This is a genomic window from Bacillus cereus group sp. TH152-1LC (assembly GCF_027710505.1).
Taxonomy (GTDB): domain Bacteria; phylum Bacillota; class Bacilli; order Bacillales; family Bacillaceae_G; genus Bacillus_A; species Bacillus_A mobilis.
Genome location: NZ_JAQFNK010000014.1, coordinates 16,217 through 37,181 on the forward strand (window position 1 = coordinate 16,217; position 20,965 = coordinate 37,181).

The following is a 20,965-nucleotide window of genomic DNA, read 5'->3' on the forward strand; positions in this document are numbered from 1 at the left end:
AACCTTTATGATTTGCTTGATTCGTTATGTTAATTTCATAAGTCCGACTAAAGTGATAGAATCAACTAAATGTTCGTACTGGGAAGATAGTATATAGTAGTCCAGTATTCAAAATTATTCAAAATAATAAGTGATAGGGGATAAATTACAATGGAACGAATAACTAAAGGGCTTTTATTGAAGATGTTACAAAATACTGAAGATGACGCAGTTTTTAGTTGTAGAAGACATGATAAGGATTACTAGGAGGTGAAACTTAGAAAAAGAGATATAGAAGCATACCTACATAAAACGAAACATCTAGCATGGAACAACATAAACGAATTAACCTTAGATGATAATTTATACGTATAATTATCTAATTTCTATAACAATATTAACTACAATACCACTCCAACTGAAGGGTATAAGGAACTATCGTATAGCAGGAATAAAAATTTCAACGTCTTTTACAAAATTGATAAAGAAAAAAAGCGGTTTTCCTTTAAATTAGGTGATTTTGAAAAAGAAATAGAGCTAGTTAATAGGGAAGAGTTAACATTAGGAGACTTAGAAAAACTTGACCAAAGAATACATGATAAAGATATGGAATTTTAGACTATATTCTATGGACGCTTGTTACTACAACTGCCAGTAGTGGCCTAGTATAATTTATAAAACCAGATGCATTTATTGCATCTGGTTTCTTATTTCAGCAACAATAAGTTTCAATTGTCCAATACATACATAAAAGGAGGAGCAGTTATATCTGCTCCTCTTTTATTAATCCATTTTTCTAGCGGATTATAGGTATTACATTTTGTGATTGTTTGTAAACTGTAAGAAATTATCTTCTTGTTTTGGAGAAATAACAGTTTTAAGGAAAAACAATGGATAGATAAGCAAATATCCATTAAATATCCACCAAGTGACATCAAAATCATTGCTATAAGCCCAAAATGCAATAGCTTGCAGACCAGAACAAAATGTTAAAATGAGCGATATTAAAGCAAGGGAACTCCAAGAAGAACGTTTCTTGTTATATAGGTATATGCTGGTTAGGCCGGTAATAGAGATTAATATATCCAGAGGGAAAAACGACCAATTCCATGCTACGATGATTGGATTATCATAATCCTTAAATGCCCAACTTTCGGGGATAAGGTGGAACATAGTAACTAGCCAATAAATAATAAACCCAATATCAGTTACAAAGAAAAACGGTTTTAAATATCTCATTCTTTCCTCCTAAAAAATTAGTTTTTATTATTCCTTAATAATGATGTGAATTATATAATCTTGTTTACCTTAGGAATCCGGAGTAATAAAACACTTATCCCAAGTGATAAAGCAAACGTCAAACTTGTAACATAAATCGTTTTCAAAATAATATTCATTTCAAGCGTACTAGACATAAGTTGTAACGCAACAATAATAGGTCCCTGAATTATATATATAGAATAACTAGAACGGCTAATTGTACTAAGTAAGGGAGTAGTAAAGTTCAATTTCTTCTTAAACAGAACTAGCAACTTTAATATTATGCCTACAAAAGTAAATGGTTCCCAAAAAGAATAATACAGCGATTCTAGAGTAACCCCACCGTAGAAGTTATCTACGTTCCCTTCATTAAAGAGGAATACAATAGGCATTGTTATGAAAGAAACTATTGAAATTCTAAAATAGATCGATGCCGTTCTTTCACTTATTTGATTCAGCCAGTTATTCCTGTATGCAATGACTCCAATTATAAATAATGCTATGTATTGAGGGAAATACCCCAGTGTGAAGTCATGTATGTATAATCGATCAGTCGGAAAGAGTAATCGAACAATAAAGTTACAGATACCCATAAATAAAATGAAAAAGAATATTTTATTTATGCCGGGGAAACTATTCTGCGGCATTTTTATTGTCGTAGTCTTTCTGATAATTGCATATGCCACAGTAAAGTAGAATAAAGCCATTACAAACCATAAATTATAAAATCCTAGAGATGAGAGATAACTTTGTTTTTTTACAAGATTGATACTTATGGGGTTTAGCACAAAGAAGTAAACAAAAGCAGGGATAAGTAGTTTAGGAACTCTATCTCTCAAAAATTTTGAAAAGCCTTTATTGTCATAAGACCTTGGTGAGAAATATGCTGCGATAAAAAAGAAGAGACCCATAAAAAAGCTTTGGCATAGCGCGTTTATTAGAGTAAGTATCGATATGGAGATGGCATCATCCGATGGCTCTATATAATACCATCCTCCAGCTCCACCATAGGCGCTACTTGTATGAAACAAGACAACTAAAATAGCAAGAAAAGCTTTCAAGTTGTTTATATAATGGAGTTTTCCATTGCTCATTTACTTATCTTCCGCCTTTCATACACCGCTACCTTTAGATGCTATACCTGCAACAAATGTATGACTTAATTTAAATTCATTGCCCTGTTGAATAAAAACATTAATTTGGTCAGTGATTTTTTGTAAAATCTCTTCTTCTTTATCTCTATCTAGTACATCTAAAAAGCCAGCTGCGGCACCAGAACGGAAAACCCATTCCATCGCCTCTTCAGCAGTTTCACAAGGTAGAATTTGTTCTCCTTCCCAGCGGTCAATTGTATTTAAGCTACCTTTAGTAAACCATTTTTGAAGAACAAGAGAATCTATTGGCAAGTTTATACTAATATAACGTTGCAAATATTCAGGATGATTATTAAGAACTTGATCAAATGCCTTCATCAGAATTTCCTCAGAATCACATCTTGTTTCTATAATTCCAACTTGGCCATTAGGCTTTAGAACTCGATGAATCTCTTTAAGAAAAATAGTTGGATTCGTATAGCAAATAGCCCAACCGCACACCACTGTATCGATACTTGAACTAGGGATTTGTTTTAAAAATTCCACCATATCACCTTGGTGCATATTTACTTCTAGTCCAGAATATTTAGATATCTTACCTCGTGCGACATTTAGCATACCAGCAGATTGATCGACAGTGGAAATAGTCCCTACACCGTTTAGTCGATTAGCTACTTCCTCAGTAATAAAACCTGTTCCACATGCCAGTTCCAATACGTGTTGCCCAGGTTGTATATCCATTTTATTTAGTAAACCTAGTGAATGTTGTCCCATAATACTAGAAAAGAAAGAATCATAATCATCACTAGCTTTATCGTAATCTTTGGAGCTATCTGCATATTGATTTGAAACTTTGAACCAAGCAACTTTTGCTGCTAATTTTACTTTGTTTAACATGAAATTCCCTCCGTAAATAGTTGATTAGTGATTAAAACTGATTGGTACTAACGACACTGGGAATACTTAATAGTATGCTGTTTGTAAAAAAACGGAAATTTAATTCCAGAATTTATGCTATCACTGCGAGAAAATTTCGTCAAGTTGGATTTATTCAAATAAAAAAGTTTACTAATGTTTCACGAAAAGTAGGTTGTAAGATTAACAATTACACTAAATAAAAGTCTTAAACACAATAACATTGAGGGGTATATTACATTTTTCTAATTAATTAACTAGAAGTAATTGACAGATAATACCATGTTGTCATATCATAATTTTCAGACGAGTCAAAAACTTCAATTATTTCCAAAAAATAAATGAGAAGGAGGATAATTCTGAGTGACAAAGTTTCAAAGGCTGAAAAAAAATCCACTAACTGGTTTGCTTGTAATCGCTATGGCGGTATTTATAGATATGCTTTTATATAGTTTAGTGGTTCCTATCGTACCGTTATATGTTTCTAAATTTGGAGCTTCGCAGACTACTGTTGGAATTTTGATAAGTTGTTATGCTTTCACTTTTATAGTTTTCACCCCGATTTTAGGAGTTGTTTCTGATAAGTACGGGAGACGAGGTTCTATGCTATGGGGAATGGTAGTACTAATAGCGAGTACTTTAATGTTCGCCTTTGCAAATAACATGTACATACTGATTCTCGCAAGGTTATTACAGGGGATTGCTGCTGCTGCCACATGGACGGCTGGTTTAGCCCTTATTACTGATTTATATCCAGCTAATAAAAGAGGGAAGGCTTTAGGTACCGTAATTACTTTCATGTCTGCTGGAACGCTTTTAGGCGCTCCTGTTGGTGGATTGTTATATGAATGGGGAGGCTATCAATTACCTTTTCTACTTGCAGCGGGTATTGCTTTATTAGATGGTTTAGCAAGGATGTTTTTACTAGAAGATCCACCAAAAGATAAAGAAGCAAGTAGTGTAGACATCGTGAAAATATTTAAGGACTTTGAAGTTCTAAAAATATTCGGTGTTGTTTTACTTGGGTCTTCAGCAATCAGTATCCTTGAACCAACCTTACCTATTTATCTCATGGAAAATCTAGGTGCAAGTACAGTACATATAGGTTTTCTGTTTGGGATTACAACTCTTGCATATGGGTTAGCAAGCCCAATAGCTGGTTGGTTATCAGATAAAAGTGGGACATTCCGTATTATGATGATAGGTTTACTCATTTTGGCTGCATGCTTACCTTTCGTAACAATCCCTAACACCTTGGTATTAGAAGGGGTTGTACTATTCTTTTTAGGGGCAGCGGCTGGTTTGGTTTTAACACCTACATTACCGGAACTAGCAAATTCCGTTGACCGCCTAGGTGGAGGAGCATATGCTACTGCCTTTTCCGTATTTAATGTTGCGTATTCAGTCGGAATGATGATTGGGCCAATATTCGGTGGCTTCTTTGCAGACATGTTTAATGTATCAATCGCCCTTTATATTTTAAGTGCCTTTTTGGTCTGTTACAGCATCTCGCTAAGAATAATGAAGAGTAAACCCCAAAAGATCGAACATAAAAATTCTTTATAATAAAGTAGCCTGTTAACTTAGTTTTTTAATCTTTTTTTAGAGAAAATGGAAAAAGCAATTAAAAAATGTAGGTTAGCAGGCATAAATGGAGGATAACAATGGACATATTTAAAAAGTGTTATGATTACGATTTCATAAAAGGATTACGAGCAAATGATATGTATCCTTATTTTCAAAATATACAAGATAAATTCGGGACAGAGATAGTTGTGAATTCCAATAAGTTATTGATGGTGGGTTCTAATGATTATTTAGGATTATCTAACGATCCCCGCTTAATAGAGGCAGCTGTGGAAGCAGCTACAAGATACGGTACTTCTTCATCTGGTTCTAGGCTTTTAAACGGAACTTTATCTATTCATGAAGAATTAGAGTCACGTCTAGCAAAATTTTTAAGAAGAGATAGGGCATTGGTGTTTTCAACAGGATTTCAGACGAATTTAGGAGCAATTGCCCCTCTGCTAGGACGAAACGATTACGCAATTATAGACCGAACAGTTCATGCTTCTATTGTGGACGGTATACGTCTAGGTTATGGGAAAATGAAACGCTTCCGTCATAATGATATGGAAGACCTTGAAAGACAACTTAAAAGTTGTCCTGAAAACGCAGGTAAACTAATTATCGTTGATGGGGTATTCAGTATGGAAGGTGACCTTGCAAAGCTCAAGGAAATCGTACAATTGAAAAAAAAATATGGTGCACGTTTATTAGTGGATGATGCGCATGGTATCGGAGTACTTGGTGAAAATGGCCGTGGTACATGTGAGCATTTCGGTGTTGAATCTGATATTGACCTTATCACTGGTACATTTAGTAAATCTTTTGGTAGTTTAGGAGGATTTGTTGTTGGAGATGCTGACATTATCGATTTTATTCAGCATAACGGAAGAAGTATGATCTTTAGTGCGAGTATGACTCCATCTAGCGTAGCTGCCACAATAAAAGCAGTGGATATTATGGAAACTGAGCCTGAAAGACGCGAAAGATTAATGCAAATCACTAACAAAGTGTGCGGTGAATTAACAAGATTAGGTTTCGATATAGGTGAAACAGAAACGCCTATTATACCAATTATTATAAGAGACACCGAAAAAGCATTTTCGTATTGGCGAGGCTTAATGCAGAATGGTTTATTTACAAACCCAGTTATCTCCCCAGCAGTACCAGAAGGGACCGAATTACTACGTACATCATTTATGGCTACCCATACAGATGACCAAGTTGACGAGATCCTAAATATTTTTGAGAAGGTTGGACACGAATTTAACATAATTAATAATAAAGTAGGTACATTATCCACCAACTAATGCAAATCACCTCATACAGACGTATATGGGTAAATTAGTAATTTCCCTAGAAAACTCATTGAACCACATGTAAAATTCTGGTAAAATAGTAATTACCTTGTCCTACTACTTCATAGTAGTAACAAAAAACTAGAGAATTCTTTTTCTCTAGTTTTTTGTTTAAGGAAATTTTGTATCTCTCATTTAGATGATGTGATTATCCAGAGATACGGTACTTAAGTGAATTCATATATCCATATGGAAGTCCTGATTTTTTACAGTTAATTTCAAACTTAAGGAATTTCTTAGGATTAAGTAAGATACTAGATAGGATTGTTCTGTATGATCAAAGTATATTGTATAAATCGGTTTTTAGAGTATAATCTCGAAAACTAATCGAAAGAAGGAGTAACACATGAAAGACCGTATAGCACTAGTCATTGAATCATCAGCAAGAAAAGATGAACTCATGATTGCGAAAGAATTTTACAAAGCTCCAAGAAACAGATGGATCAATAATATTATTTGATACATGGAGTCTAGAGAGTTTGATGAAAGCTCAATTTATTTCTTAAGCTTCTATAACCACAGAATTATTCCATATTTGAAATGTAGCGTTTTAATTTAAATGATTATCATGATTTGGTGAATGTTGCTTGAAGGAAAACATTTCAATGTAATGCCAGTTTGGAACCTTTGTAAATAATTACTGAATTTAATCCCAAATTAAAGGTCTTTCCAAGTTTACCATGCGTAAATATTGTAAAAATTGACCTGCATGGACCGCATCATGATAGGCAATTCGTAATAGCATGTCGCCTAAATATCTTTGATAGCCAACATCGCTTCGATCAATAAGGGTTGAATCTAGCTCAGCAATGCTTATGGATTGAACATATTCTATAAAGTCAGTAAAGTATGATTGTGCCAATTCAATTTCTTTTTTTACACAAGTAATTGGCTCGTCATCATACGGGATATGTATGTCATGTATTGAGCCTTTGTTTTTTAAAATCATATGATAATAAAAAGTTGAGGTCCAAACGTGACGAATCATCTCACCGAAGGACATGGCCTCATGATCAGGCTTCCAATTAAGAAGATTATCGGGAAGAGAATTCCATAATTTTTCTGAGCGCCTTCTCGTTTCTTTCAAATTTAATATACTAAGATCAATTGCATTCATAATACATTCTCCTTTACTATTAAACTTAAAATAATTGTATCAATTTAACAGTTAGGGTATCATCGAAATATGAATGTATATCCGAATATCTCATATATAGCTAAACTAATTGCTGAACCTACAAGAGCAATTATCTTAGATTGTTTAATGAACAATCAGGCACTACCTGCTAGCGAATTGGCATATAAGGCAAAAGTGTCACATCCAACGATTAGTTCTCATCTTTCTAAATTAGTAGAGGGGAATCTACTTACAGTTGAACAACATGGTAGACATCGTTATTATCGACTTGCTAATCAAGAGGTAGCAGAAGTTCTTGAAAAGTTAGGAACAATTGCACCAACAGTCCAAGTTCGTTCTTTAAAACAATCGGATCAACTAAAACGAATTCGTTATGCTCGAACTTGTTATGATCATCTTGCAGGCAGACTCGGTGTAGAGATAACTGAAAAATTACTACATAGGGAATTTATAATTTTAAAGGAAGGAGAATACATTGTAACGGAACAAGGTAAACAATGGTTTCTGAATTTTGGGATAAATATTGAAACGGCAAATATAAAGAGAAGGGTATTTGCAAAGCCTTGTCTTGATTGGAGTGAACGACGCTACCATATTTCTGGTTGGTTAGGATCTGCAATAGCAAAACTATTTTTTGAACAGGAATGGATTACAAAAACGGATAAAAATCGGGCTGTTCATCTTACCCAAAAAGGTATGAAGTTATTGAAAGACCAATTAGGCATTGACATGGAAGATAAAAAAGTCCATCAAAATACAGTGCCTCCTATCGAGTAAACAGTATGAAATAACCTGAGTTCTATATTTATATAGACTCAGGTTATTTAATTTCTTTTAAAATCTTTGATAATATTTGCGCACGGCAACTTTAACTTCATTTGCTTTACGGAAAGAGCTTAAATGAAAACATAGTAGTTGAGGCAATTCTATTAAATTAGTAATCATATTACTTAAAAATTATGCGTAAGAATATAGTAAATGAAGGGAGATATAAAATGAATAAAATTAAACTGAAAGTATTAAATGTAAGATATGTAATGATATGTATTTTATTCACTATTATATGTATCCTCACTTCATTCTTCATTTCTAGTAATTCAAGCGTATTTAAATCATTTTATATGAATCAGTTATTAGGAACGAATTCTACTAAAGGTCTTATGTATATGATAGGAAGTGAAAATCGTTATTTTGCAGAAGAATTTCATAAAGAAAAAGGACGAGCGTCTTTGGAATCTTTTTTACTGTCACTTTCTACAAACATTAATGTAAATGATCTTCGAAGTTTATTAACCAGGGAACTTCCTAATATGAATCAATTTTATTCGGAAATATTAATTGCTGGGGAAGGAACTGATTATACGAACATTCCGGAAGAATCCAGTGTTCCTTTAGAGAACATTAAAGATAAAGGTACTGCTATTGAACACCCAAAGAGTGGGAAAGAAAACAATTCTACTGGTGAAAATTCGAATACACAAAATAACGGTGAAAATAAAGTCTTTATTTATCATACACATAGTTGGGAAGCGTTTATTCCTCTTATCCCAGGAGCTTCGATACCTGATGATGCTTCCAGTACAAATAATGAAGTGAATATTACGTTTGTTGGAAACTATTTAAAACAAAAGTTAGAAGAAAAAGGAATAGGTGTTTCACATGATACGACAAATATGAGGGATTTTTTGCGAAATAAAAATTTAAATTGGGCCCAATCTTATAAAGGGTCCCGTCAAATATTACAAGATAAATTGGCACAGGATAAAAATATTATGTTTCCAATGGACCTTCATAGAGATGATGCACGAAAGAATATTACAACAAAAAATATTAACGGAAAGAATTATGCTCGACTTTATTTTATTTTAGGACGAGAAAATCCTAACTTTGAAAAAAATAAAAAAATAGTAACGGCAATAAATTCATATTTAGACGAGAAGTATTACGGTTTAAGCCGAGGGATTTTTATTAAAGATCGTAAAAGCGGGAACGGAGTATATAATCAAGATCTTTCTCCCAATGCATTACTTATTGAAATGGGAGGGGTAGATAATACACCAGAAGAATTGTATGCGTCAGTTGATGCATTAGTAGAAGCATTTAGCCACTATTATAATGGAGTAACTAAGACAAATAATTAAAGTATATAGGGGAAACCTTGTATTTTTGTAAAATAAGAAGGAGTGATACTTAGTCAGAAGTGCTAGGGGTCACTCTTTTTTGGTAGAATATAAAATTATCAATAGATGTTAGTAGTGAAAAAATCTTTCTTTTCATTCTTCTTTTTACAGTTTTATAGGAGAAAGCTAGGTTTCTTATTTTTACTAATGTTATAATAAGAAAAAAGCACGAAAAGAGGTCATCTCATGCTAGAGGTTATTGCAACATGTTTAGAAGATGTGAAACGAATTGAACGAGCTGGCGGGAAGCGAATTGAATTAATTTCATCTTATACAGAAGGCGGTTTAACGCCGAGTTTTGCATTTATTAAAAAAGCGGTAGAAGCAGTACATATACCGATTCACGTGATGATTCGTCCGCATGCGAAGTCTTTTACATATACGGAAGAAGAAATTGAAATGATGAAGGAAGATATCATCATCGCGCAGAAGTTAGGTGCAGCTGGTGTTGTATTAGGCGTATTAAACGAACAAAATGAAGTGGATGAAGAGAAATTAGCGGATTTACTATCTGTTGTAGATGGAATAAATGTAACGTACCACCGTGCGATAGATGACATAGAAAATCCAGTAGAAGCGATGAGAATTTTAAAGAAGTTTCATAAAGTGACTCACGTGTTAACTTCAGGTGGACAAGGAAATATAGTAGAGAATATTCCGGTGCTTGCAGAAATGCAAAAGGTAAGCGAAGGTCAAATTCAACTTGTTGCTGGAGCTGGCGTGACGAAAGAAAATATAAAGCGATTGCTAGATGAAACTGGAATTACGCAAGCGCATGTCGGTACAGCGGTAAGAGAAGGGAAATCATGTTTTTCTGAAATTGATCCTAATTTAGTGCAAGAATTAGTTCAAATCATACAATAAACACGTAAGAAAGAGGAGAAACGATGAAGGAAAATACGAAGAAAGAATTATTCTCATGGGCTAAAACGATAGGATTTACACTAGTATTAATCGCTATTATTCGCGGTGTTTTATTTACACCTTCATTAGTACAAGGTGAATCGATGATGCCAACTTTAGAAAATAACGAACGAGTTCTTGTGAATAAGATCGGTTATAGTATAAGTGGATTAGATCGCTTTGATATTATCGTGTTCCACGGTAAAGAAGGATACGATTTAGTAAAACGAGTAATTGGTGTACCAGGCGATACAGTTGAGTATAAAAACGATGTGTTATATGTAAATGGAAAAGCGATGGAAGAACCGTATTTAAAAGAGTTTAAAGAAAAAGCAGCAGGCCGTGTATTAACTCCAGACTTTACGTTAGAACAAATTACAGGAAAAACGAAAGTGCCAGAAGGCCAAGTGTTTGTTTTAGGAGATAATCGTGAAGTTTCGAAAGACGGTCGTATGTTTGGATTTATTTCAGAAGATGAGATTGTCGGAAAAGGACAAGCTGTTTTCTGGCCGTTGAAACAAGTAAGAGCGTTATAAAATAAGTATGGGAGAAATATTCTTCCGGTGGATTTAAATCACATTTTTTGTAAAACTGAATGTTCATTTAAGAAAGACAGAGGTCATTTTGATTATTATTTTTCAAAATGGCCTCTGTTTATTTGAAGATAGTATTGCAAGGAGGGAATTTAAATGATAATGAAAGAAGCAGAAGTTATCTTAAACAGGAAAGGAGCCAGGAAAGTAAACGAAATTCCTAAAGAGGTCTTACAATTACTACAGCAAGGGAAAGTAGAAAGTGTAAATCTAACAGAATGGCTAGCTATAAATCATATTGAACTACTTAAAAATGTCTTACCTTCAATAGGGCTCAAGAATAGCTTGGAATGTATAGAAGCTGAATTAGAAAAACAGAACGTTGAAACAGGAATGAAAGCCATTCGAATAACAGGAACTTTATTGGATGAAATTATACTCAAAGAGTATGAAGGAAACAAGGAAGACATACTGTTAAAATTATCTGATCATATTTCAGATAGTGTACGATGTTGGGCAGCATTTATGAATAAAAAATCAAATAACACATTAAAAGATACATTAACGTACATTCGACCTTTTGCGGCGGATCATCATTTTGGTGTTCGAGAAATTGCTTGGATGTCTATTAGAGAAGATCTTTCACAAAATATAGAAGAAAGTGTGGAATTGTTAGTAGAATGGGCAAAAAGTGAGGATGAGAATATTCGTAGGTTCTCTGTAGAATCTATTCGTCCTCGAGGTGTATGGAGTAAACATATTGAAGTATTAAAACAAGAACCTGAAAAAGCACTTCCCATTCTTAATTTACTTAAATCAGATCCATCAAAATATGTACAAGATTCGGTTGGAAACTGGTTAAATGATGCAAGTAAAACGAAACCAGATTGGGTAATGAACCTGTGTGAAGAATGGGCAAAGGATACTGACATAAAATCAACTAGTAGAATTATTAAAAAAGCTAAAAGAACGATTTTGAAAAATAAGTAATATGTCACTAATAGACTTGTTAGTTGTACGAAGGAACAATCATTCATGCTAAAAAAGAATATTTTGAATAACTAGGAGAAGAGCATGTATTAATCAATACATGCTCTTTATATTTTCTTTTATATTAGTGTTGTGAATGAAAGTTGGCCAAATTTCATTTCAAATCTAAACTCCCGTACTTTTTATTTACGTTTTTTAAGTTACTGACAAATATATCGGATCATGAGCTTGAAAAAAATATTGATAGAATTGAAAGAATATTTTATAATTTTAAATTATACATTTGTTTCGAAATACGGAATTAAAGTTCCGAAATTCGGAACAAGAAGGAGATAGAATGAGTATAAATAAAACGGCAGTTAAGACAATGGATATTTTAGAGTTGTTTTATGAGCATGAAGAGCTAAGTTTAACAGAGATGGTCCAGCTTACGAGTATGCCGAAAACATCTGTTTATCGTTTAATTGGCTCGTTAGAAGAAATGGAGTTTTTACAAAAAAACGAGAAGGGGAAATATTGTCTCGGGGTCGTTTTTTTACGCTTCGGACAACTTGTTTCACAAAGATTATCCGTAAGAAATATTGCGATTCCCTATATGAAAGAGCTTAGAGATAATTTAGGGCAGGCAGTTAATTTAATTATTCAAGATGGTAATGATGCGATTTATGTGGAAAAGATGGAAGGGGCTCAGCCTGTACGCGTGTATACAGCGGTTGGTAGAAGAGCTCCACTTTATGCGGGTGCATGTCCGAGAATTTTACTATCGTATTTCTCTGAGGAAGAGAAAAGGAAATACATAGAGGAAACGGATTTAAAACAGTTTGCGGATGGAACAATTGTGGATAAGGAGCAATTGCTAGAAGTGTTACAAATGGCGAAACAGGAAGGACACACAATTAGCTATTCTGAGTTAGAAAATCATACAGCCGCTATAGCAGCTCCCATTTTTGCAAGTGATGGAGCGGTTGTAGCAGGGATTAGTATTTCGGGATTAGCAATTGAGTACAGCGAAAGTAACATTTCATATTTTATTGCGAAGGTGAAAGAAACAGCACATCGCATTTCGAAAGAACTCGGCTTTTTGGCATAGAAAGAGGGAGTGGGATGAAATTTTTTGCGTTAGGGGATCAAGCAATTATTGTTACATTTGGTGAAGAAATGGGGATGGAGACATACGAAAAAGTGCAGCGATTATTTCAAGCGTTGAGACGGCACCCATTTACAGGAATGGTTGAGTGTGTGCCGTCTTTCACTTCATTAGCGGTCTACTACAATGTATACGAAGTATGGAAGCGAAATGGGAGAAGTGAAGGGCCGTATCATTACGTTTGTCAATATATAAAAGAGTTGTGTGATTCGTATAAAGAAGATGTGAACCAAGATGTGAAACATATTTCTATACCTGTTTGCTACGGGGGAGAATATGGACCTGATTTAGAAGAGGTCGCGCATTATAGAGGATTACAGGTAGAAGATGTCATTCGTATACATAGTGAAACAACATATTTTGTGTATATGTTAGGTTTTACACCAGGATTTCCGTATTTAGGAGGGCTATCAAAAGAACTAGAAACACCTAGAAAAGAAACGCCAAGATTGCAAATATCTCCTGGTTCGGTAGGTATTGGCGGAAATCAAACAGGTATATATCCGCTTGAAACACCAGGAGGATGGAATATTATTGGCCGAACCCCAATCTCCTTATTTAATCCAGAAGAAGAAACACCAACCTATATCCAAAGCGGTATGTATTTACGATTTATCCCAATAACGAAGGAAGAGTACGTATCACTTGAGGGGGCTAAAAAATGGATGTAGAGGTTTTACATGCAGGGATGTTTACAACAGTCCAAGATTTAGGGCGGTCTCATTATCAACAATACGGTGTACCAGTTGGCGGGGCTATGGATCAAAGTGCACTTAGGATGATCAATATGTTAGTCGGTAATGATGAGAATGAAGCGGGACTCGAAATGACGATCATGGGGCCTAAATTGTTAATAAAGAAAACGACTTTACTTGCGATTGGCGGAGCGGATATGGAGCCGTTATTGAATGGGGAGCGTATTCCATTATGGCGTCCCATTTTAGCGGAAGAAGGTAGCATGCTTTGCCTTGGAAAAGTGAAAAGTGGTTGTAGAGCGTATGTGACTTTTGCAGGTGGCATACATATTGATCTTACAATGGGAAGCAAAAGTACTTACATACGTGCTGCGATTGGTGGGATTGAAGGAAGAATGCTGAAAAAAGGGGATTATTTTCAAATTGGTACGCACGCAGAATTAGCAAGTCGCTTCATTCAAGACTTACAAAAGAGTGAGCAAGTTAAAACGAAATGGGCAATTAGCAGCAGTGTACTGCCAAAGTATAAGAAATATCCTAAGCTTCGCGTCATAACTGATTTTGAATATGATCAATTTACAGAAGAAAGTAAACAGGCATTTTTTACGAGAGAGTATAAAGTATCTAATTACGCTGACCGTATGGGCTATAGAGTTGAGGGAGAAGTTTTAAATAGAGTGGAAGAAAACGAGATTTTATCGAGTCCCGTTACATTTGGGACCATTCAAGTTCCAAATGGTGGACAGCCGATTATATTAATGGCAGATAGACAAACGACAGGTGGCTATCCGAGAATGGGAAATATTATTTCAGTAGATTTACCACTTCTTGCTCAATTAAAACCGGGGGACTACGTTTCTTTTGAGAAAATTACGCTGGAAGAAGCGGAACAATTGTACATAGAACAAGAAATAAATATGAATCTATTAAAGAAATTCATCGCTTTACGAGGCTGACATTAGGAGGGAAATATCGTGACGACAATCGATTTAAACTGTGATTTAGGAGAGAGTTTTGGAGCTTATAAAATGGGGAATGATGATGAAATTCTTCCGTTCGTTTCCTCTATAAACGTTGCTTGTGGTTTTCATGCGGGTGATCCGACTGTAATGAGGAAAACGGTCGAAAAGGCACTCCAGCACAACGTAGCAATTGGTGCGCATCCTGGTTTTCCTGATTTAATTGGATTTGGAAGAAGAAATATGAACGTTTCACCAAATGAAGTATACGACTATGTATTGTATCAAATTGGTGCATTAGACGCTTTTGTGAAAGTAGCAGGCGGGAAAATGCATCATGTAAAACCACACGGTGCTCTATATAATATGGCGGCGACTAATCCGGAAATTGCAGATGCAATCGCAAAGGCGATTTATCATAGTAATCCCAATCTATTACTTTACGGATTAGCAAATAGTGAGGCGTTTATACAGGCTGCGGAAAAATACAATATAACCCTCATACAAGAAGCTTTTGCTGATCGTACGTATAAGCAAGATGGGACATTAACGAGCCGGACAGAAGAAAATGCGCTCATAAAAAATGAAGACGAAGCGATAAAGCAAGTGCTTCAAATGGTGAAAGAAGGCTTTGTAAGAGCGGTGAATGGAGAGAAAGTGACAGTTCAAGCACAAACGATTTGTTTACACGGCGATGGAGAGAAAGCGGTTCAATTTGCGAGGGAAATATACAGAACATTCGAACTTAATGGTGTTTCAATTTGTGCACCGAAATAAAGTGAAACTTTAATCAGTGGGGAGGTTCATCCCATGCTGATTATTAGTTGAACCAATCGGGCATTTACGGGCAGTTGACTTCCCATCTAAATTTTTTTGACTTAGTCGAATTTTGAGGTGGGAGTTTTACTGCCCGTTAAAGCGGGATAAAGAATAGGGGGAAGTGCTGGAATGATTAAATTAATCGGGATATTACTTGTTGCAGTGGGCTTTTTATTTAGATTAAATACACTATTAGTAGTTATGGTCGCAGGTATTGTTACTGGTATGGTTTCAGGATTAAGCTTTTATGATGTGATCAGCATGTTCGGTAAATTTTTCATAGAAAATAGATATATGTCTATGCCAATTATACTAACTTTACCGGTAATCGGAATTTTAGAGCGTTACGGTTTAAAAGAAAGAGCAGAAGCACTTATAACGAAATCAAAAGGAGCAACAACTGGAAGAGTATTAATGTCATATTTTACGATAAGAGAATCATCAGCAGCACTTGGATTGAATATTGGTGGTCATGCACAAACAGTAAGACCGCTTGTTGCACCGATGGCAGAAGGGGCTGCGCAAGGTAAATATGGTAAGTTACCTGAAAAGTTAAGAGAAAAAATTAAAGCAAACGCAGCAGCTGCGGAAAATACAGCTTGGTTTTTCGGAGAGGATATATTTATCGCGACAGGTGCGATTTTATTAATGAAAGGATTCTTCGATTCAGTAGGTATGCATGTCGGTGTGTGGGATATGGCGCTTTGGGGCATTCCAACTGCAATATCAGCGCTTATTGTGAGCTGGATCAGATTTAGAAGATTTGATAAATATATAGAGAAAACGATGACATCAAAAGAAAAAGAAGAGAAGGAGGCAATATAAAATGAACATCATCACAATGGATACAATTTATTATGTATTAGGTATAATCGTGGCCTTTATCGCTGTTCGTATTGCATTTGATCGTGAACATCCAAACCGATGGGGTTCTAGCTTGTTTTGGGCGTTATTTGCAGTTACCTTTTTATTCGGAAATGTAATTCCTTCGTTTTATGTTGGCTGTATCGTACTTGCTATGGTCGTGTTAGCTTCATTAAACAAAGTAACTAAGTCAGAGGAGAAAGAAGTACCAGTACAAGAACGTGTAAAACATGCTGAGAAATTAAAAAATAAAATTTTTATGCCTGCACTATTAATTCCTATTTTTACAATTATCGGTACGTTAATGTTAGGCAAAATCAAATGGGGAAATGTTTCCCTTGTTGATCCAGATAAAGTAACATTAGTTGCATTAGCACTTGGGGCACTACTTGCATTCGTTGCAGCGATGCGTATTACAAAATCGAAAATAACAACGCCTGTTCAAGAAGGAAGTAGACTATTACAAGCTGTCGGCTGGGCTGTTATATTACCACAGATGTTAGCGGCACTTGGCGGTATTTTCGCGAAATCTGGCGTTGGACAAGTCGTTTCTGATTTAGTCGGACAAGTGTTACCGACAGAGTATCCGTTTGTAGCTGTTATGGCGTATTGTTTAGGGATGATGCTCTTTACAGTCGTAATGGGAAATGCATTCGCAGCGTTTGCCGTAATTACTGGCGGAATTGGTTTACCTTTAATTGTACAAATGCATGGAGGAAATCCGGCAATTATGGCAGCACTCGGTATGTTTGCTGGATATTGCGGAACGCTACTTACTCCAATGGCAGCAAACTTTAATATCGTTCCGGCAATGCTTTTAGAGTTAAAAGATAAAAATGCAGTTATTAAAGCGCAAGTACCAATTGCTCTTTCAATCTTTATCATAAATATGTTTATTATGTACGGCCTTGTATATCGTTTCTAATTGGGAGGAAAAACTATGAAAACAGTATTACTAACAGGATTTGATCCATTCGGCGGAGAAAGCATCAACCCAGCTTGGGAAGTAGCAAAAAGTTTGCACGAAAAAACAATCGGAGAATACAAGATTATTAGTAAACAAGTACCAACTGTATTTCATAAATCAATTCAAGTTTTAAAAGAGTATATAGAAGAACTAAACCCAGAAATGATTATATGTATCGGACAAGCTGGGGGCAGATCAGATATTACGATAGAGCGTGTCGCAATTAACGTTGATGATGCAAGAATTGCTGACAATGAAGGGAATCAGCCCGTAGATGTACCTGTTGTAGAAGAAGGGCCAGCTGCCTATTGGTCTACACTTCCGATGAAAGCAATTGTAAAAAAGCTACAAGAAGAAGGGATACCAGCTTCAGTTTCACAAACAGCAGGTACATTCGTTTGTAATCACTTATTCTACGGTCTCATGCATGAACTAGTGAAACATGATAAGGAAATAAAAGGCGGATTTATTCATATTCCGTTTTTACCAGAACAAGCGAGTAATTATCCAGGGCAAGCGAGTATGTCTCTTTCTACTATTAGCAAAGGGATAGAATTGGCAGTTGCGGTAACGACGACAGTTGAGGTGGATATTGTTGAAATTGGGGGTACGACGCATTAAATAACAGTAGATTAAAGAGGGCTGATGTGGCCCTCTTTTTGTATTTGTATGAAGATGCAAAAAGGGGAGGTTGTTGTAACAGGAGCAGTCTAACATAAACGGAATTGTTAATTGTACAAACTGGTAAATTTAAATATAAGTACGGTAAGAATGCAATATTTATCTAACTTTTACAAAAAAGAGTAACCCGTTTGGCTACTCTTTACATAGAAACTTATATTTGTTCATTTCAATAAGAGACCGTTATTGAAGTCCCTTCATGAAATTTTGGATTTTTGATGATAATGCAAACAGCAGGATGCTAACTAAAATGGAGATAGCACCAATAATCCCAAAGTAAATTGCTTCTGTTGCAGGATTATACAGTTTAACAACTTGGGCATTTATTGCTTGCGCAGACGCAGTTGATAAGAACCATAAGCTCATTGTTTGTGAAGAGAAAGCAGCTGGAGCCAGCTTCGTCGTTATTGATAACCCTGAAGGAGATAAACAAACTTCTCCAATTACAATTAAAAAGAAGCTAAGGACTAACCACATAGGATTCACTAAAGAGTGAGTACCGTTGATTAAAGCCGGAATAATCATAACTAAGAATGATAAACCTGCAAATAGCAATCCAATGGCGAATTTTTTTGCCGTTGAAGGTTGCTTCTTGCCTAACTTTATCCAAATCCATGCAAAAATCGGGGCAAGCGTTACGATAAAGATTGGACTTAATGATTGGAACCAAGCGGAATGCAATGTAATTCCATTGAACTGTAATTGAGTTCGTTGATCCGCGTATGTCGCTAAGATAATAGCACCTTGTTCTTGTATAGACCAAAATATTGTAGCTGCAATAAAGAGTGGTATATACGCAAGAAGACGAGATTGTTCTACTTTTGTTGTTTTAGGACTACGATACATATAAATGAAATAATAGGCTGGAATAACAATCCCTAAGATGCTAATCAGGAATGTAAAACGATTTATAGTTAACAACCCAGTTGGAATTGTAACCACACCTAGCAATGTTAATACAACCAGACCAACACTGAAATACTTAATAGTCTTTTTTCTTTCCGAATCTGATAATGGATTAGGTACTTGCGTACCGACTAGACCAAGGTTTTTCTGTTTTGTTCCAACAAATACCCCTAAGCCAATTGCCATACCAATTGCCGCAACTCCAAAACCAAGGTGGAAATTATATTGCTGACCTAATGTTCCGACAACTAAAGGTGCAAGTAAAGCACCTAAGTTAATACCCATGTAGAATATACTGAACCCGGAGTCACGACGCGCATCTGTTTCACTGTATAAACTTCCTACGATGTTCGATATGTTAGGCTTTAACAGCCCTGTTCCTAGAACTAAGAAGACCATAGAGATAAATAACGCACTTTTACTACCCGGTAAAGCTAAAATAATATGGCCAATCATAATTAAAATGCCACCATAGAATACGGTTTTACTTGGACCAAATAAACGATCCGATATCCATCCACCAATAATACTAGACATGAACAGTAAGGAACCGTAAATTGCCATTATCGAGGTTGCGGTAGATTGTTCAATTCCTAATCCACCTTTTGCGACCGAATAGTACATATAATACAGTAAAATAGCTCTCATTCCGTAATGAGAAAATCTTTCCCAAAACTCAGTAAAGAATAAAGAGAATAATCCTTTTGGATGCCCAAAAAATCCTGTTTGAGGAATACTTTGAACAAGTTCGTTTTTTTCTTTCATAATGTTAATATTACCCCTTGTTAATTTTTTATATTATACAAGTATAACTTAAGAGGCTCCGAGTAGTCTATAAATATCTAAGTCTATCTATGAAGAAGAGCAGCCTTCTGGTTGATTTCTAAACGAATTTAAAAATCGTTATATTCTTAAAGTTGGTTTGAATTTTTGAAAGGTTTTATGCCAGTTTGCAGAATTAAAATTAAATAAATTTATTTTAATTGAATAGTAGTTATCTTTGAAACTTGAATTACACCCAAAAGAGTTGGGGGGGAATTCATGCAATGAAGTAAGTAAAATGAATTGTACAACACCTACTGTAAACAACTGGTATAATAAGTATAGGAAAATACATAGAGGTGATTTTTGTGCAATTTGAAGAAGTACGTTTAATTTTAGAAAAAGCGAAGAAAATTACGGTGTTAACAGGTGCAGGAGCAAGTACGGAAAGTGGTATCCCAGATTTTCGTTCAGCAAATGGATTGTATGCTGATGCGAATGTGGAGATGTATTTATCAAGGGGATATTATAATAGAAGTCCGAAAGAATTTTGGAAGCATTATAAAGAAATCTTTCAAATTAATACGTTTCATCAATATAAACCAAATCGTGGGCATCGCTTTTTAGCTGAATTAGAAGAACAAGGGAAAGATATTACGATTTTAACGCAAAATATTGATGGTTTACATCAATTAGGCGGTAGTAAGCATGTCATTGATTTACATGGAACACTTCAAACAGCACATTGTCCGAAGTGTAAAGCGGGATATGATTTGCAGTATATGATTGATCATGAAGTGCCTCGCTGTCAGAAGTGTAATTTCATTTTAAATCCAGACGTTGTTTTATACGGAGATACACTGCCGCAATATCAAAATGCGATAACACGTTTATATGAAACAGAGGTGCTTATCGTTATGGGAACGTCATTAAAAGTACAACCTGTCGCTTCATTCCCGCAAATCGCAAAGAGGGAAATAGGAGCAACAACGATCTTAGTAAATGAAGAGTTAACCGGGCAAGAATATAACTTTGATTTTGTTTTTCAAAATAAGATTGGTGAATTTGTTGACGGTGTATCGTTGGTTAAATAAGTTATTATTTTTATGGAAAACTGAGGTGTATAGAGAACACCTCAGTTTTTTGTTTGAATAAAATTCATGTTATGACGTATGAAGGGGAATGGTAATAAATAGGTTATAAAATCAAAAAACTGAAAATTAAATCTTTTATTTCTTTAGTAATTAAT

Annotated in this window: 20 protein-coding genes; 15 read left to right on the forward strand and 5 right to left on the reverse strand. The window is 35.1% G+C overall.

The annotated features are described in order from the left end of the window. Positions 1–792 precede the first annotated feature (792 nt). The 3 genes from PDL00_RS24020 to PDL00_RS24030 are packed head-to-tail and all read right to left on the reverse strand — an operon-like array spanning position 793 to position 3,230. Positions 793–1,218, reverse strand: a complete 426-nt coding sequence (locus PDL00_RS24020; protein ID WP_242251684.1) for a YvaD family protein — start codon at positions 1,216–1,218, stop codon at positions 793–795. 50 nt (positions 1,219–1,268) lie between these two features. After that, complete coding sequence (locus tag PDL00_RS24025; RefSeq protein WP_242251686.1) at positions 1,269–2,333, reverse strand: acyltransferase family protein; 1,065 nt, start codon at positions 2,331–2,333, stop codon at positions 1,269–1,271. Positions 2,334–2,351: 18 nt separating this feature from the next. After that, on the reverse strand, positions 2,352–3,230 hold the full coding sequence (locus PDL00_RS24030; protein WP_242251688.1) for a class I SAM-dependent methyltransferase: 879 nt from the start codon (positions 3,228–3,230) through the stop codon (positions 2,352–2,354). Positions 3,231–3,611: 381 nt separating this feature from the next. Between PDL00_RS24030 and PDL00_RS24035 the strand changes: the two genes are divergently transcribed. Both PDL00_RS24035 and PDL00_RS24040 read left to right on the forward strand, forming a co-directional pair. Continuing rightward, positions 3,612–4,814 carry an MFS transporter gene (locus PDL00_RS24035; RefSeq protein WP_242251690.1) on the forward strand — a complete coding sequence of 401 codons (1,203 nt, stop codon included), beginning with the start codon at positions 3,612–3,614 and terminating at the stop codon, positions 4,812–4,814. A gap of 98 nt (positions 4,815–4,912) precedes the next feature. Beyond that, entirely contained in the window at positions 4,913–6,124 is a 1,212-nt protein-coding gene (locus PDL00_RS24040) for an aminotransferase class I/II-fold pyridoxal phosphate-dependent enzyme (protein WP_262742599.1), read from the forward strand. A gap of 694 nt (positions 6,125–6,818) precedes the next feature. Here PDL00_RS24040 and PDL00_RS24045 read toward each other — a convergent pair. Then, positions 6,819–7,289: a DinB family protein gene (locus PDL00_RS24045; protein WP_242251694.1), complete on the reverse strand. Its 471-nt coding sequence runs from the start codon at positions 7,287–7,289 to the stop codon at positions 6,819–6,821. A 69-nt stretch (positions 7,290–7,358) separates the two neighbouring features. Between PDL00_RS24045 and PDL00_RS24050 the strand changes: the two genes are divergently transcribed. The 12 genes from PDL00_RS24050 to pcp all read left to right on the forward strand — a co-directional run bounded on the left by PDL00_RS24050 (position 7,359) and on the right by pcp (position 17,988). Next, complete coding sequence (locus PDL00_RS24050; protein ID WP_242251696.1) at positions 7,359–8,087, forward strand: ArsR/SmtB family transcription factor; 729 nt, start codon at positions 7,359–7,361, stop codon at positions 8,085–8,087. Positions 8,088–8,305: 218 nt separating this feature from the next. Further along, positions 8,306–9,451: a stage II sporulation protein P gene (locus tag PDL00_RS24055; RefSeq protein ID WP_242251697.1), complete on the forward strand. Its 1,146-nt coding sequence runs from the start codon at positions 8,306–8,308 to the stop codon at positions 9,449–9,451. Positions 9,452–9,676: 225 nt separating this feature from the next. After that, positions 9,677–10,354, forward strand: a complete 678-nt coding sequence (locus PDL00_RS24060) for a copper homeostasis protein CutC (RefSeq protein ID WP_270731563.1) — start codon at positions 9,677–9,679, stop codon at positions 10,352–10,354. Positions 10,355–10,377: 23 nt separating this feature from the next. After that, entirely contained in the window at positions 10,378–10,929 is a 552-nt protein-coding gene (gene lepB, locus PDL00_RS24065; RefSeq protein WP_000662492.1) for a signal peptidase I, read from the forward strand. Between the two features lie 153 nt (positions 10,930–11,082). Further along, on the forward strand, positions 11,083–11,916 hold the full coding sequence (locus tag PDL00_RS24070) for a DNA alkylation repair protein (protein WP_242251701.1): 834 nt from the start codon (positions 11,083–11,085) through the stop codon (positions 11,914–11,916). Between the two features lie 337 nt (positions 11,917–12,253). Beyond that, positions 12,254–13,006 (forward strand): IclR family transcriptional regulator, encoded by a 753-nt coding sequence (locus PDL00_RS24075; protein ID WP_270731566.1) that lies wholly within the window; start codon positions 12,254–12,256, stop codon positions 13,004–13,006. A gap of 14 nt (positions 13,007–13,020) precedes the next feature. Further along, complete coding sequence (gene pxpB, locus PDL00_RS24080) at positions 13,021–13,734, forward strand: 5-oxoprolinase subunit PxpB (protein ID WP_270731568.1); 714 nt, start codon at positions 13,021–13,023, stop codon at positions 13,732–13,734. Beyond that, on the forward strand, positions 13,725–14,714 hold the full coding sequence (locus tag PDL00_RS24085; protein ID WP_270731571.1) for a biotin-dependent carboxyltransferase family protein: 990 nt from the start codon (positions 13,725–13,727) through the stop codon (positions 14,712–14,714). The genes pxpB and PDL00_RS24085 overlap by 10 nt, the downstream gene beginning before the upstream one ends. 18 nt (positions 14,715–14,732) lie before the next feature. After that, positions 14,733–15,494 (forward strand): 5-oxoprolinase subunit PxpA, encoded by a 762-nt coding sequence (gene pxpA / locus PDL00_RS24090; protein WP_242251719.1) that lies wholly within the window; start codon positions 14,733–14,735, stop codon positions 15,492–15,494. A gap of 171 nt (positions 15,495–15,665) precedes the next feature. Further along, the gene (locus PDL00_RS24095; protein ID WP_061676954.1) at positions 15,666–16,361 is read left to right on the forward strand and encodes a DUF969 domain-containing protein; all 696 of its coding nucleotides are present in this window, start codon (positions 15,666–15,668) and stop codon (positions 16,359–16,361) included. Position 16,362: 1 nt separating this feature from the next. Next, entirely contained in the window at positions 16,363–17,325 is a 963-nt protein-coding gene (locus PDL00_RS24100) for a DUF979 domain-containing protein (RefSeq protein WP_270731573.1), read from the forward strand. A gap of 15 nt (positions 17,326–17,340) precedes the next feature. Next, positions 17,341–17,988: a pyroglutamyl-peptidase I gene (gene pcp, locus PDL00_RS24105; protein ID WP_270731576.1), complete on the forward strand. Its 648-nt coding sequence runs from the start codon at positions 17,341–17,343 to the stop codon at positions 17,986–17,988. A gap of 243 nt (positions 17,989–18,231) precedes the next feature. On the opposite strand, the gene PDL00_RS24110 is transcribed toward pcp, so the two are convergent. Beyond that, positions 18,232–19,719: a peptide MFS transporter gene (locus PDL00_RS24110; protein ID WP_270731580.1), complete on the reverse strand. Its 1,488-nt coding sequence runs from the start codon at positions 19,717–19,719 to the stop codon at positions 18,232–18,234. A gap of 356 nt (positions 19,720–20,075) precedes the next feature. Here PDL00_RS24110 and PDL00_RS24115 point away from each other — a divergent pair, with 356 nt between their 5' ends. Beyond that, on the forward strand, positions 20,076–20,810 hold the full coding sequence (locus tag PDL00_RS24115; protein WP_270731582.1) for an NAD-dependent protein deacylase: 735 nt from the start codon (positions 20,076–20,078) through the stop codon (positions 20,808–20,810). The last annotated feature ends 155 nt before the right edge of the window (positions 20,811–20,965 follow it).